At 60.2% G+C, this 13,472-nt stretch carries 13 protein-coding genes; 7 read left to right on the top strand and 6 right to left on the bottom strand.

The annotated features are described in order from the left end of the window. Positions 1–15 precede the first annotated feature (15 nt). Entirely contained in the window at positions 16–882 is an 867-nt protein-coding gene (locus E4656_RS04775) for a DUF1853 family protein (protein ID WP_135481628.1), read from the bottom strand. Positions 883–932: 50 nt separating this feature from the next. Between E4656_RS04775 and E4656_RS04770 the strand changes: the two genes are divergently transcribed. Genes E4656_RS04770 through pepN form a run of 4 tightly spaced genes read left to right on the top strand, consistent with a single transcriptional unit; the run spans position 933 to position 5,646 of the window. Beyond that, a complete protein-coding gene (locus tag E4656_RS04770; protein WP_135481627.1) occupies positions 933–1,835 on the top strand; it encodes an NAD(+) kinase in 903 nt (300 codons plus the stop codon). Positions 1,836–1,847: 12 nt separating this feature from the next. After that, positions 1,848–2,099 (top strand): DUF1315 family protein, encoded by a 252-nt coding sequence (locus E4656_RS04765; protein WP_135481625.1) that lies wholly within the window; start codon positions 1,848–1,850, stop codon positions 2,097–2,099. Beyond that, a complete protein-coding gene (locus E4656_RS04760; protein WP_135481623.1) occupies positions 2,089–2,952 on the top strand; it encodes a DUF2797 domain-containing protein in 864 nt (287 codons plus the stop codon). Before E4656_RS04765 ends, E4656_RS04760 begins: the two co-directional genes overlap by 11 nt. Positions 2,953–3,006: 54 nt before the next feature. Continuing rightward, positions 3,007–5,646 (top strand): aminopeptidase N, encoded by a 2,640-nt coding sequence (gene pepN / locus E4656_RS04755; protein ID WP_135481621.1) that lies wholly within the window; start codon positions 3,007–3,009, stop codon positions 5,644–5,646. Between the two features lie 7 nt (positions 5,647–5,653). Here pepN and E4656_RS04750 read toward each other — a convergent pair whose 3' ends face one another. Then, complete coding sequence (locus E4656_RS04750; RefSeq protein ID WP_135481620.1) at positions 5,654–6,412, bottom strand: heparan-alpha-glucosaminide N-acetyltransferase; 759 nt, start codon at positions 6,410–6,412, stop codon at positions 5,654–5,656. Further along, the gene (locus E4656_RS04745) at positions 6,409–6,657 is read right to left on the bottom strand and encodes a hypothetical protein (RefSeq protein ID WP_205849093.1); all 249 of its coding nucleotides are present in this window, start codon (positions 6,655–6,657) and stop codon (positions 6,409–6,411) included. The genes E4656_RS04750 and E4656_RS04745 overlap by 4 nt, the downstream gene beginning before the upstream one ends. Positions 6,658–6,729: 72 nt before the next feature. Between E4656_RS04745 and E4656_RS04740 the strand changes: the two genes are divergently transcribed. Continuing rightward, positions 6,730–7,767: an NADP(H)-dependent aldo-keto reductase gene (locus E4656_RS04740; RefSeq protein ID WP_135481618.1), complete on the top strand. Its 1,038-nt coding sequence runs from the start codon at positions 6,730–6,732 to the stop codon at positions 7,765–7,767. 47 nt (positions 7,768–7,814) lie between these two features. Here E4656_RS04740 and E4656_RS04735 read toward each other — a convergent pair whose 3' ends face one another. Both E4656_RS04735 and E4656_RS04730 read right to left on the bottom strand, forming a co-directional pair. Then, complete coding sequence (locus E4656_RS04735; protein ID WP_135481616.1) at positions 7,815–9,920, bottom strand: methyl-accepting chemotaxis protein; 2,106 nt, start codon at positions 9,918–9,920, stop codon at positions 7,815–7,817. Positions 9,921–10,152: 232 nt separating this feature from the next. After that, positions 10,153–10,905 carry a hydroxyacylglutathione hydrolase family protein gene (locus E4656_RS04730; protein ID WP_167855937.1) on the bottom strand — a complete coding sequence of 251 codons (753 nt, stop codon included), beginning with the start codon at positions 10,903–10,905 and terminating at the stop codon, positions 10,153–10,155. A gap of 78 nt (positions 10,906–10,983) precedes the next feature. On the opposite strand from E4656_RS04730, the gene yaaA reads away from it, so the two are divergent. Together yaaA and E4656_RS04720 are read left to right on the top strand one after the other, a co-directional pair. Continuing rightward, positions 10,984–11,754: a peroxide stress protein YaaA gene (gene yaaA / locus E4656_RS04725; RefSeq protein WP_135481612.1), complete on the top strand. Its 771-nt coding sequence runs from the start codon at positions 10,984–10,986 to the stop codon at positions 11,752–11,754. A gap of 29 nt (positions 11,755–11,783) precedes the next feature. Further along, positions 11,784–12,359, top strand: a complete 576-nt coding sequence (locus tag E4656_RS04720; RefSeq protein WP_167855936.1) for a YajG family lipoprotein — start codon at positions 11,784–11,786, stop codon at positions 12,357–12,359. Positions 12,360–12,446: 87 nt separating this feature from the next. Here the strand turns inward: E4656_RS04720 and E4656_RS04715 are convergent, their stop codons facing one another. Continuing rightward, a complete protein-coding gene (locus E4656_RS04715; protein ID WP_135481608.1) occupies positions 12,447–13,346 on the bottom strand; it encodes a LysR family transcriptional regulator in 900 nt (299 codons plus the stop codon). Positions 13,347–13,472 lie beyond the last annotated feature (126 nt).

Below are 13,472 nucleotides of genomic sequence, written 5' to 3'. Positions count from 1 at the left end.
GCCGGGTGCAAATGATCAGGCGCCGTCTGCAGCCAGCAGTTGGCGGGCCTGGCGAGGCCAGCTGTCCGGCACCACAAAGGCCCATAGCTGGCCGGATGCCTGCTCCGGGGCTTCGATCCAGACCTGTACCGGGCGCGTCATGTCTGCCATCTGCTGTTGCCAGTCCGGTCCTGGCAGCCAGTGTATCCGATCCGGCCCGGTCAGCCAGTCTTTGCGTTCCAGAGTGAGTATACGTCGATCCACGGGGATCTGCCCACAGTCACCTAGCGTCATCCAGACCGGCGCCTGCTGCAGGTCCTGCGGCTGGCCGGACCAGGGCTGGAAGAAGCGCCCGCGCAGCAGCATGGCATGTTGATCCGGGGCACGCCCCAGCGCGCTGATGACTTGCGGATGACGCCCCAGCGGCAACTGGTGTTGCAGCAGATGCCGGTGCTTGCGGGCCAGGGTATCCTTCAGTCCGGGCCCCATCCATTGTGCCAGAGCATCGGTCGACTCCGATGCAGGCACACGCAGATAGAATTTGACCGCCAGTTCCAGATGGATCAGTTCACGGGCGGCGTTTTCGACCACCAGATCAATCTCGCCCAGGGTTCTGCCGCCACTGCGGATGGGCAGGTGGTGCAGGCGCAACTGCCAGTGCGGATGATGACGCAGCCAGGCCAGCCACAGCGCCTCGAAATAGGGCCCCAGACGCTGCTGACGACAGGGCTCGATCTCTGCTGCCAGGAGCCGGGCCTGAGCGGGGTCGCTCAGCATCTGCCCCAGCAATGCACGCTCGTCCGGCCAGGGAAATCCGTCAGGCAGCGTTATGGGTGGCGGGCTGCTGATGGCCCAGTACAGGTCGCGCAAAACTGGGGGCAGGCTATCCGTCGGTTCGCGCATTCTGCTATCCTTTCCCCTCTTGGGGTTGGCGCTGATTCGGGAGCATTGTATTGGCAACGCAGGCGTTCCACCACATAGCGGTACTGGGCCGACTGGGCAGTGACAGTGTGCGGGCCACGCTGCATCGGCTGCAGGCCTGGTTACAGGCGCAGGGGCGCTCCTGTCGGTTCGAGTCTTCACTGGTGGAGATGCTGCCTGCTGACACCCCGGCCGAGCTGTTTGCCGACCAGGCCCTGCTGGGGCAGTGGGCTGACCTGATCATTGTTGTCGGCGGGGACGGTACGTTGCTGGGGGCGGCGCGCGACATGGCGCGCTTCGAGAGACCGATGCTCGGAATCAACCGGGGTCGTCTCGGCTTTCTCACCGATATCATGCCGGATGATCTGGAAACCGAAGTCAGCGCGGTACTGGACGGCCGCTACCTGCTGGAGCACCGGTTCCTGCTGGAAGCGGTGCTGGAACGGGATGGCGTCGAGATAGGCCGGGAGACCGCGCTCAATGATGTGGTGCTGCACCCGGGGCAGTCGATCCGCATGATCGAGTTCGACCTCTACGTGGACGAACACTTTGTCTATCGGCAGCGTTCGGACGGGCTGATTGTGTCCACGCCGACCGGCTCTACCGCCTATGCCCTGTCGGCCGGCGGCCCCATCATGCAACCGGGCCTGGATGCCATTTCGCTGGTACCCATGTTTCCACACAGCCTGACCAGTCGGCCGCTGATGATCGACGGCAATGCCCGTATCCGTATTGATCTGGGCGCGAGCAATGAAGAGTCACCACATGTGGCCTGTGATGCGCAAAAGCACATGCAGACCCGGCCCGGTGACCGCTTGCATATTGGCAAGCATCAACACAGACTGCATCTGTTGCACCCGCAGCAGCACAACTATTACGAAATCTGTCGCACCAAGCTCGGCTGGGGCTCACGCCTGGGTGACGACACTGACTGAGGTAATATCATCATGACGTCCTTTGCGGAGGCGGCGACTCAACTGCCGCGTGAAATCATTGACCGCATGCGCGAAGCACTCGCTCTGGGGCATTGGCCGGACGGGCAGGTGCTGACCCCGGAGCAACAGCAGACCACCATGGAGACCGTGCTGACCTGGGAGGCGGCTCACCTGCCCCCCGAGCAGCGTACCGGTTACATTGATCGTTCCAGTTGCGGTTCCGGCGCGGCGGAAATACCAGCGGTGAAGCGATATGAGCACTGATCTGTTCAGCCAGCAGGACTGGCAGGTACTGGGGTCTGGCCCCCTGACCAAGATGCCGGTGAGGGCAGGGCCGGAGGGCGTGGACTACTGGCTGGAGGCGGGTGACAGCCGCACACATCTGAATCCGTTGCTGGGGCAGCGTTTGCGCCTGCAGTTCAGCGGCCGCATTCTGTGCCAGTATTGCGGCAAGGAAACCCGCAAGAGCTACCAGGGTTTCTGCTATGACCATTTCATGACGCTGGCGCAGGCCGACAGTTGCATCATGAGCCCGGAGAAGTGTCATTTTCATCAGGGCACCTGTCGCGAGCCGGAGTGGGGCGAAAGACACTGTTTCCAGACTCACTTTGTCTATCTGGCCAATACTGGCCAGGTCAAGGTGGGCATTACGCGCGGTACCCAGGTGCCGACACGCTGGGTGGACCAGGGCGCCGAAGCGGCGATTCCGGTGGCTCGGGTGCGCTCACGTTATCTGGCCGGGCTGCTGGAGGTGTTGCTGGGGCAGCACATCTCCGACAAGACCAACTGGCGGCAGATGCTGAAGGGGCCGGCAGAACAGGCCGATCTGGCGGCGGTGCGTGATGAGTTGTTCAGCAGTTGTCGCAGTGAGCTGACGGATTTGCAGAACCAGCATGGCGTACAGGCGATTCAGCTGATTCAGAATGCCAGTATTTATACCGTTATCTATCCGGTCAATAGCTACCCCGACAAGATTCAGTCTTTCAACCTCGACAAAACCCCGCTGGTTGAAGGTGTGCTCCTGGGGATCAAGGGGCAGTACCTGATACTGGACACGGGCGTTATCAATATCCGCCGCTATACCGGGTACGAGGTACGGTTCGAACAGGCGGCCTGAACGCAGGCCATCCAAGCAGTATTCCATCCATCATGCAGGAACAGGTGTTACACCATGCGCAGCGAAGACATGCATCAACCCATCCGCTTGCAGGACTATGCACCGCCAGCCTACCTGGTCGATGAAACTCATCTCTGTGTACAGATATTCGATGATCATGCACTGGTTGAAGCACGCCTGGTCATGCGCCCGAACCCGGCGCTGGACAAACACGGCGCCCTGATCCTGAACGCCGGAGATGAAGTGACCCTGGAGCATATCGAAGTCGATGGTGCGGCGGTGGCCGACCCGGTGCGGGAAGGGGAGAGCCTTATCCTGCCTGCCATCAGTGCCAGCCACTTCGAAGTGCGCTCGCGGGTGCGCCTGCTGCCGGATCAGAACACCCGCCTGGAAGGCCTGTATCGATCCGGTGGCATGTACTGCACCCAGTGCGAGGCGGAGGGGTTTCGGCAGATCACGCCCTATCCGGATCGGCCGGATGTGCTGTCGGTCTTCACCACCCGCGTCGAGGCCCCGTCCGAGTACGACTGCCTGCTGTCCAACGGCAACCCGGTCGGCATGGGGCCGCTGGAAAACAACCGGCATTTTGCCGAATGGCATGATCCCTTCCCCAAGCCGAGCTATCTGTTTGCGCTGGTCGCCGGCGTTCTGGACTGCACCGAGGACAGCTTTACCACGGCCTCCGGCAAGTCTGTGGATCTCAAGCTCTATACCGAGCCGCACAACCGGCACAAGACGCGCTTTGCGCTGGAAGCGCTGAAGCGGGCCATGCGCTGGGATGAGCAGGTGTATGGTCGCGAATACGATCTGGACCTGTTCATGATTGTCGCGGTGGATCACTTCAACATGGGCGCCATGGAGAACAAGGGTCTCAACATCTTCAACTCGGCCTGTGTGCTGGCGGATGAAAGCAGCACCACCGACGGTGGTTTTGAACTTATCGAGGCCATTGTGGCCCACGAGTACTTCCACAACTGGAGTGGTAACCGGGTGACCTGCCGCGACTGGTTTCAGCTCAGCCTGAAGGAAGGCTTTACCGTTTTCCGTGACAGTGAGTTTACCGCCGACATGCATGCGCGGGCAGTCAAGCGAATGGACGATGTCACCCTGCTGCGAACCCAGCAGTTCGCCGAGGATGCCGGCCCCATGGCGCACCCGATACGGCCGGACAGCTATATCGAGATCAACAACTTCTACACCCTGACCGTGTACGAGAAAGGGGCCGAAGTGGTGCGCATGCTGCACACCTTGCTGGGGGCGGAAGCCTTCCGCCGTGGTTCCGATCTGTATTTCGAGCGTTTCGACGGGCAGGCGGTCACGGTGGAGGACTTTGTGGCCTGCATGGCGGAGGTGTCCGGCATTGATCTGACCCAATTCCGGCGCTGGTATGAACAGGCCGGTACGCCCCGGGTGGATGTGACCAGCGAGTATGATGTCGCGGCGCAGACGCTGACGCTGCACTTTGCCCAGTCCTGTCCGGCCACTCCCGGTCAGCCGGACAAGGCGCCCTTCCATATACCCGTCAAACTGGGCTTGCTGGGCCGACAGAGCCGGCTGCCGCTGAGCTTCACCACCGAGCACTCGGGCTTCGATGCTGCCAACCAGGTGTTCAGCCTGCGCGCGGAAGAAGACAGTCTGGTGCTGTCCGACGTCACCGAACCGGCCGTGCCTTCACTGCTGCGTGATTTTTCGGCGCCGGTGGTCTGCGACTACCCGTACAGCGGTGAGGATCTGAAGCTGCTGGTCATTGCCGATGACAACAGCTTCAACCGCTGGAGCGCCATGCAGACCCTGGCCACCCGCACGCTGGTGGCACTGGTGCAGCAGGCTGCAGGCGAGGCCGACGAACTGCGCCAGACATTGCTGTCTGCGACCAGTGCCGTGCTGGCAGACGGCCTGCTGGATCCGGCCGTCAAGGCCCGTATTCTGCAATTGCCGGCGCAGGCCTATATTGCCGAGCAATACAGCCCGGTGGACCCGCTGCAACTGGATCAGGTACACACCGAACTGCGTACCTGGCTGGCCTGTGAACTGGCTGCCGAATGGCAGCAGGTGCTGAGCGCCACGCGCGCCGATGAACCCTACCGTTTCGAGCACCGCCAGGCGGGACGCCGCGCCCTGCATCTGTGCGCGCTGGCCGCTACAGTGCTGGCCGATGATTCGGGCTGGCAGGCAGCCCGGGAGCTGTTCGAGCGGGCCGACAACATGACCGAGCAGCAGGGCGCCCTGCGGCTCTGGTCACAGGTGGCCAATACCGAATGGGATACGGCCATGGAGCAGTTCTGGCAGCGCTGGAAGAGTGATGCCCAGGTGGTGGAACAATGGCTGGGTATCTGTGCCCAGAGACCGGGCATGACTGTGGCTGGGGTCAACCAACTGATGCAGCACGAAGCATTCAGTTGGGATAACCCCAACCGGGTACGCAGCGTGATCGGTGCCTTTGTCATGCGCAATCCGCGAGGTTTTCATGCCGCAGATGGCAGTGGTTATCGCTTTCTTGCCGATGCCATACTGAAACTGGATGGCATGAACCCGCAGATTGCGGCCCGGCTGTGCACGCCGTTCACCCAGTGGCGGCGCTATGTGCCGGCGGTGCAGGCGGCCATGCAGGCGGAACTGGAGCGTATTCTGGCTCCGGATGGCCTGTCGGATGGCGTCTACGAAATTGTCTCCAAGACCCTTCAGGGCGACTGAGCAAGGTTTACCGGGTCAACAGCCAGAGCAGGGCGGCCAGCCCGAACAGAATGGGCTGGTGGATCAGGTAGAGGCTGAGCGGTCGCTGGCCCATCCAGCGGAGCCAGCGGGTTTGGCGGTGCAGAGCCGGAGCAATGGGCTTGTGCAGCAGTGGCAACCGAGCCAGCCAGATGCCGATCCAGACCACGCCCAGCCAGGGCAGCAGATACATGCGGTCAATGCTGCCGTCAGGCAGGCCCAGTATGGGTTGCAGATGGTCGTGCAGCCAAGGGTCGCTGCCGGGCAGACCCAGACGCTCGGCGAGCACCAGTGCGGCACCCAGCACCCCGGCCAGCAAGGGCCAGCGCACCAGCGGCAGCGAGATCAGCAGAGCCACCACAAAGAAATGCAGGATGCCGAAGTAGATCCAGGCCTCCGGGTAGGCGAGCAGACTGAACAGTGACAGCAGCAGGGCAGCCAGTATCAACTGGCCCTGCCGTCGCAGCAGGGCGTGCCAGCGGAAATCACGGGCATGTGTCCAGTAGAGACTGGCGCCGGCCATGGTACAGAACAGGCCGACAATGATGCCGCGCACGCCACGGACCAGCGGGTCCTGAAAATCCATGCTGACGAAACCGAACACCGACAGGTCATACCAGCCATGGAACAGCATCATCAGCACGATGGCCACACCGCGCAGGATGTCGGGCAGGGGATAGCGCCGGTCAGAATCCGGGTTCAGGGCAAAATAATGACGCCAGCTCGGGGTCGGAATGGTCAGACTCATTGCTCATGATCGGTCTCATCGCCAGGATCGATTGCGGATCCATTCTCGATGTCGTCCGTATTCTCCTGCTGGGCCTGCTGCTCCAGGAATTTCTCATAAGCTGATTTCTGGCGCTGAGTGTGCTTGGCCAGCTTGTTCTTGGAAGGTATCTGACCCTTCTGTCCCGGCTTCAGAAAGTTTTTCCTGGAGCCGGTCTTGACCGTGAGTTTGTCCTTGAGACTGCGGGTCTTCTTCTTTCTCGACATGCGTAAGCGGAATCCTGTAAACAAATTTCGGGCTGCTTTATAGTAGCACCTTTACCAACGAACGGAGTAGGCATGGAATATCGGACGCTGGGCAATACCGACATCAGGGTGTCCAAAATCTGCCTGGGCACCATGACCTGGGGTGAGCAGAACACCGAGGCTGAAGCACATCAGCAACTGGACTATGCGCTCGACCGGGGCGTCAACTTCATTGATGCAGCCGAGATGTACCCGGTGCCGCCCCGGGCGGAAACGCAGGGCGCCACGGAACGTTACCTGGGCAGCTGGTTGCACCGGCGCGGACAGCGTGACAAGGTGGTCCTGGCCACCAAGGTGACCGGGCGCTCGGACAACTTCCCCTATCTGCGTGATGGCCCCAGACTCAATGCCACCCAGTTGCAACAGGCACTGGACGACAGCCTGCGCCGCCTGCAGACGGACTATGTGGATCTGTACCAGATCCACTGGCCGGAGCGGAAGACGAACTTTTTCGGTCAACTGGGCTATCAGCACCAGACCGATGAAGATGCCATCGAGATTGAAGAAACCCTGATGGCTCTGGACCAGTTGGTGCGCAGCGGCAAGGTGCGCCATATCGGCCTGTCCAACGAAACGCCCTGGGGTGTGCACGAGTACCTGCGCCTGAGTGAAGCCGGACAGGGGCAGCGCATCGTATCGATTCAGAACCCCTACAACCTGCTGAACCGAACCTTTGAAGTGGGCCTGGCCGAGATGGCCATGCGGGAACAGGTGGGTCTGCTGGCCTATTCGCCGCTGGCCTTCGGCGTGCTGAGCGGCAAGTACCTGGGCGGCAGGAAGCCTGACGGTGCGCGTCTGACGTTGTTTGACCGCTTCAGCCGCTATACCTCGGAGGTCGCCGAGAACGCCAGCCGGCAGTATGTGGATCTGGCGCGGCAGCATGGTCTGGACCCGGCACAGATGGCCCTGGCCTTTGTCAACGATCAGCCCTTCGTGACCACCAATATCATCGGCGCCACCAGTGTGGAACAGCTGCAGGACAACATCGGGTCAGCCGACCTGCGCCTCAGCGATGAGGTGCGGGCCGAGATCGAACGGATACATCTGTCGCAGCCCAATCCCTGCCCCTGAAACAGGGTACCGGCCGGCGTCCACTATCGGGGCGCTGGCCGGGGTCATCACTGCTGGTGAGGGTCCCTTTCCCCGGTTGCTGAAACCTCGGCATCCAGGTCCGGGGCGGATTCGCCGGTGCCGAGCTCGGCATCGGCAAAGCGAAAGCGCCCGAGCAGGGCCTCCTGCTCCCGCGTCAGCTCGGCCAGTGTCCGGAAGGCCTCGGAATTGCGGGCCGCATTGACCACCACTTCGTCCGACATGTCAGCGATCAGCACGGTGTTGCTGGACACATCTTCGGCTACCGTCTGCTGCTCTGCTGCGGCGGTGGCGATCTGGCTGGTCATGTCATTGATGCGCCCCAGTGCCGACAGGATGGCTTCTATGGACTGGCTGGTCTCTTCCGTCTGACTGACCACGGTGCGGGATTGCTGGCGGTTGGTTTCCATGATCTGCACGGCTTCCTGTGAACGCCCCTGCAGAGCCTCAATCATGCCGTAAATCTCTTCCGTCGAGCTCTGGGTCTTGCTGGCCAGGTCTCGCACCTCGTCGGCTACAACGGCAAAGCCGCGCCCCTGTTCACCGGCCCGGGCCGCCTCGATGGCTGCGTTCAGCGCCAGCAGGTTGGTTTGCTCGGCAATGCCCTTGATGACATTGAGAATGCTGCCGATGTTTTCGGACTCGGTATTGAGGTCATTGATAACCTGGCTGGCCCGTTCCAGATCATTTTCCAGTGACTGGATGGCGTCTACGCTCAGGCGCATGTTGCGCTGCCCGTCAAGGGCTTCTGTGTGCACTTTTTCCACTTCAGCCAGCGTATTGGCGGCGCTGGTGGCTACCTCTGACGCCGCCGATTCCATTTCGGTCACCGCTGTGGCCACAGTGTCGGTCTGCTCCTTCTGACTGCGCAGACGCTCCCGGTTGCCTTCGGTGGTAGCGCTGACCTGTTCGGTCACTGCAGACACCCGGGACGAGGTGGTGGCGATGTTGTGCAGGATATCGCGCAGGCGTTGTCGGAGCGTATTGATGCCACCTGCAATATCGGAAAACTCGTCTCGACCCCGCAGAGTGATGGCCTGTGTCAGGTCACCCTCGGCGATGTTTTCCAGAGTGGTAACGATGCTCTGCAGTGGCTTGCGGATACTGCGAATCAGGCCGGCAATGGTCAGTATGGCCAGCACCAGTGACACCACGTACACACCGGCAATGGTCAGGCTGGCAGTCTGGCTGCGCTGCTGGATATCCGATTGCAGGCGGTCCGACTGGCTGGCGATGCTGGCAGTCAGCGCCTGCAGGCCGGCGACGCCGTCATTGATATCGCTGGCAATCCGGTTCAGCAGGTTGCGACTGCGGGTTTCCAGGCGCAGCAGTTCAAGTTGCAGAGCCAGAGTACCGGCATCGTCATTGACTGCACGGTCCAGTACCTCGACATAGGGCGACAGGCGCTGGAAGATGATGTCGTTGTTTTCCTCCAGCCGGTCGATGCGGATCTGACTGTTGGCCACTTCCTGCTGCAGGCGACGGCGGATGTTTTCCAGTTCCTCCACATCCATGATCAGAGCGGCACGCGACAGATCAGTGCGCACCAGGTCGATTTTTTCCCGTACATAGCCGGTATCGCCGGCGATCAGGCTGGCCTGCGGGTCCTGCTGCTGACCCAGCACCTCGATCACGCGATCGACAATCTGCATGTCGTTGGGAAAGCGCAGCCAGCGCGAGGCTTCAGTCTGCACCTCTTCCTGATAGGTGGAGCGGGCGTCAAGGGCGGCACGATGAGTCGTCAGTTGCTCTTCGCCATCGGTCACCATGGCGCGCACATACTCGTCAGCGCTGACCAGAGCCTCCCGCATGCCGGGCAGGGTGTTCAGTTGGGAGTCGACCCCGGTATAGAGGTTGTCGTACTGAGCCACCTCCTGCTCGAACTCCTGTTCGTAGGTGGTCAGCGCTTCCGAGCCGGTTTCGGCAGCGTGCTGGGAGATGGCCTTGTTGATGTTCTGAGCCGTGATCAACAGGTTGTAACTGGTCTGCAACAGGGGCAGAACCCGATCTGTCATTTCATTCATGCCCTGGTCCGTGGCACGCTGCGTCTGCAGGGCGGCACCTGCTATGACGGTCATCAGGGCCAGGATCAGGATGAACCCCAGAGCCGTGCGGCGCACTACGGTCATTCTCATGGACGAACTACCTTGTCATATTGTGTGTAATTGGTTATGGCGGCAGGTCCGGCTGTAGTCTGATCGTTGATCTGGTTCTTCCCTGAGAGCGCCACCATAAACGCAGGTTGTTGTCTGTCTTATCGGGTAGTCTTTATGCAACTTTAATACAGCCGGGCTGGCCGCACCACGGGTGGAGGCCGGAATCCATCCCCGGGGGTGGAGGCCGGCTGTCTTTGGGGAGGGGTAGCCTTTACCACTGGTCGCGCCGTTGACGCAGACTCCGGAATACCATTTGCGGGGAACTGTCAGCGGGCAGGTCCAGGGCAGCCTTGAGTTGGCCGGATTCGGGTTGCAGAAACAGGTTGAGTGCCTGCTCATCGCCCAGCGTGGTCACTGGTCGGGAGTGCTCATCGGTACTGGCACAGGCCTCCTGCCAGCGGCGGGTGACTTCGGTTGGGCCCACTATGGATTCGGTGAACTGCACATTGGTGGGCATGTAGTCATGGCCATTGTACAGCCGGGTTGCGGCCGGCAGAGCCTTCAGTCGCTCGATACTTGCATAGAGTGTATCGGTGTCACCGCTGCGGGTGTTGCCGACACCGGCATTGAACAGGGTGTCGCCGGCCACCAGGGCCGGAATGGCAGGCAGAAAGAAGCAGACATGGTCGAAGGTGTGACCGGGCGTGGCGATGACTTGCACCGGATAGCCGTTGAACTCGAACCGGCTGTCACCCTCCAGTTGATGCGTCAGTTGGCAGCGACTGCCAATGTCCGGGTGGCCGCGCACCGGGCCATCAAATTGCTCGGGCACACCGGCGATGTGATCGCCGTGGCCATGGGTCAGCCAGATCTCGGTGATCTCCACGCCCATAGAACGAGCCTGTTGCAGCGCCAGTGCCCAGTTGAACGGGTCAATGCTGGCTGCCTGCGACCCGGCAATGACCAGATGGTTGTAGTTCCGGAGGCTGTCCGGAACGAAATAGCGATGAACTAAGTGTGTCATAGTGCTCAGACCCCTTGCGACTGCGTACATCATCCCCGATATTAACGCCTGAGACGATTGCCTTGAACCGGAGATAACATGCTCGCTGTGATTTCACCAGCCAAAACGCTGGACTACAAGACGCCGACACCGCCCCATGAGCCAACAGACCCGCTGTTTCCGCAGGCTTCAGCAGAGCTTGTCGATGTCATGCGGCAATACTCGCCGGCTGATCTGAAATCCCTGATGGGCATCTCGGACAAGTTGGCCGAACAGAACGCGGAGCGTTTCAGTGCATGGCAGTGGCCGTTTCCCACAGGAGAGGCTCGGGCCGCCATGTTCGCCTTCAAGGGTGATGTCTATGCCGGCCTGAACGCCTACGAACTGGACCAGAAGGCCATCAGCTATCTGCAGCAGCACCTGCGTATACTGTCAGGGTTGTACGGCATTCTGCGGCCACAGGATCAGATTCTGCCGTATCGTCTGGAAATGGGCAAGAAGGTGCCAACCGAACAAGGCTCGGATCTGTATCAGTTCTGGGGCCGGCGTCTGGCCGAACATGTTCGGGCCACGCTGGCAGAGCACAAGGAGCCGGTCCTGATCAATCTCGCATCAAACGAATATTTTCGCAGTATCGAACCACATCTGGATGGCATTCAGGTAATTACGCCGGTATTCAAGGACTGGAAGAACGGAAAATACAAGGTCATCAGCTTCTATGCCAAGAAAGCACGCGGATTGATGGTACAGTATATGGCCAGACACCGGATTTCCGATCCGGAAGATTTGAAAAACTTCAATCTTGAAGACTACACTTACAGCCCGGAGTCCTCGCAGGAAGGGGGCCAATGGGTATTTTTGCGTCGGTAAGGACGCGTGAGCAATCAGGAGAGTCTTGTATGAAATTGACCCGAATTCTATCCGCGCTGGGCGCCACACTGTTTTTGGCAGCCTGTGCGGTGTCCCCGCAGGAAGTGGCTATTGAACCATCCTCCGGCGAAGAGTTTCCGTCTGCAGATCGCAGCGGCATGGTCGTTAATCTGTCCGTGAACGATCGGCGCTCGTCCACCGATCTGGGCACCCTGGGTGGTACCTATGATGAGTCGGCCAAACTGACGGCAAGCAATGACATTGCCGCCGACCTGAGAGCATTGCTGACCACCAAGCTGGAAAATGCCGGTTACACGGTGTCATCATCCAATGCCGATTTCACCATGCGTGTCAATCTGAACACGCTGCGTTATGAGCGCGAGACCGGCACCGTGAGCTCCGAGGTGCGGGTGGTTTCCGAACTGGATCTGCGCCTCGAAGACGCGCGCGGGTACCTTGAACGCAGCTATCGTTCAGCCCAGAACCAGACCCGCGTTACCCGGCCTACAGCTGACAACAACCGCGAGTTTCTGGAAGAAGTGCTGAACAGCAGCGTGGATCGTCTGATTCGTGACGAGCGCGTGCACACCTTCCTGCGCCGTTGATGGCCCATCGGCAACTGACAGCCAGACAAAAAAACCGCCGTCGGGATTCCCCCTGCGGCGGTTTTTTTATGGGCTGACGCGGAGACGTCAGCGTAGTGCGTTTTTCTCGAAGTAATCTGCCATGAAGTCGATGAAGGCTCGGCTCTTGGCTGACAGATACCGGTTTTCCGGATAAACGATGTGGATGGTGCGCTTGGGGAATACCACCTCGGGCAGTACGTGTTCCAGGCTGCCCTGATCCAGTTCCTGCTGAATCATGTAGGTGGGCAGGGCAGCCACGCCCATGTCGTGCAGACAGGCCTCACACATGGTGTCGAGGTCGTTGACGGTAAAGCGCCGCTCCTTGTCCTGCAGGTTGGCTTCCTTGATGAAGCGCTTGATCCAGCGTGGCTCGGCATAGTCGATGCCTGACACCATCAGCATGTGATGGTTGTTGAGATCCTGCAGTGAATCGGGCCTGCCATGCAGTTCGATATAACGTCGGGTGGCGCACATGATCACGTTCTGCTTGGCCACCGGGCGCGCGACCAGCCGGCTGTCCTGCAATGATCCGAGGTGAATGGACAGATCAATGCCTTCACGCACCAGGTCCAGGCTCTTGTCAGCCAGCACCAGATCAAAATTGACATCCGGATACTCGTGCAGGAATTCACTGAATATCTTCATCAGCATGGCCCGCCCGAAGGTTGGGGTCGCGGTGATCTTCAGCGTCCCCTTGGGGCTGGTGTCCAGATCCTTGACCATATGCTCGGCTTCTTCCAGATCCTCCAGAATCCGGTTGCACCGATTGAAGAACAGCTGGCCTGCTTCCGTCGGACTGACACTGCGGGTTGTCCGGTTGAGCAGCCTGACCCCCAGACGGTCTTCAAGCAGACTGATCTGCTTGCTGACAGCGGATGGCGTCAGGCCCAGGGAATGAGCGGCATTGGTGAAGTTGTTGGCTTTGACGACAGTGGTAAATATCACCAGGGAATCAAGTCGGGCCATGGCTCTCTCTGGTTATCCGATGAATGTGTAAAGAAAGCGCGCATCATAGCAGCTAATATGGTCTGACTACACACAGTTATGAATTTTTTTCCGGGTTGTCCCGATGTTTTGCGATTGGCAGGACAG

Source organism: Natronospirillum operosum (assembly GCF_004768465.1).
GTDB lineage: Bacteria > Pseudomonadota > Gammaproteobacteria > Pseudomonadales > Natronospirillaceae > Natronospirillum > Natronospirillum operosum.
Note: the sequence above shows the minus strand (reverse complement) of the source record. Positions and strands in the feature narration are given on the sequence as shown.

What these genes read in the sequence shown, in the direction of transcription:
- E4656_RS04775 (WP_135481628.1), bottom strand. Translation starts at nt 882, where the DNA reads ATGCGCGAACCGACGGATAGCCTGCCCCCAGTTTTGCGCGACCTGTAC.
- E4656_RS04750 (WP_135481620.1), bottom strand. Translation starts at nt 6,412, where the DNA reads ATGAGTCTGACCATTCCGACCCCGAGCTGGCGTCATTATTTTGCCCTG.
- E4656_RS04745 (WP_205849093.1), bottom strand. Translation starts at nt 6,657, where the DNA reads ATGTCGAGAAAGAAGAAGACCCGCAGTCTCAAGGACAAACTCACGGTC.
- E4656_RS04720 (WP_167855936.1), top strand. Translation starts at nt 11,784, where the DNA reads ATGAAATTGACCCGAATTCTATCCGCGCTGGGCGCCACACTGTTTTTG.
- yaaA (WP_135481612.1), top strand. Translation starts at nt 10,984, where the DNA reads ATGCTCGCTGTGATTTCACCAGCCAAAACGCTGGACTACAAGACGCCG.
- E4656_RS04765 (WP_135481625.1), top strand. Translation starts at nt 1,848, where the DNA reads ATGACGTCCTTTGCGGAGGCGGCGACTCAACTGCCGCGTGAAATCATT.
- E4656_RS04730 (WP_167855937.1), bottom strand. Translation starts at nt 10,905, where the DNA reads ATGACACACTTAGTTCATCGCTATTTCGTTCCGGACAGCCTCCGGAAC.
- pepN (WP_135481621.1), top strand. Translation starts at nt 3,007, where the DNA reads ATGCGCAGCGAAGACATGCATCAACCCATCCGCTTGCAGGACTATGCA.
- E4656_RS04760 (WP_135481623.1), top strand. Translation starts at nt 2,089, where the DNA reads ATGAGCACTGATCTGTTCAGCCAGCAGGACTGGCAGGTACTGGGGTCT.
- E4656_RS04715 (WP_135481608.1), bottom strand. Translation starts at nt 13,346, where the DNA reads ATGGCCCGACTTGATTCCCTGGTGATATTTACCACTGTCGTCAAAGCC.
- E4656_RS04740 (WP_135481618.1), top strand. Translation starts at nt 6,730, where the DNA reads ATGGAATATCGGACGCTGGGCAATACCGACATCAGGGTGTCCAAAATC.
- E4656_RS04735 (WP_135481616.1), bottom strand. Translation starts at nt 9,920, where the DNA reads ATGAGAATGACCGTAGTGCGCCGCACGGCTCTGGGGTTCATCCTGATC.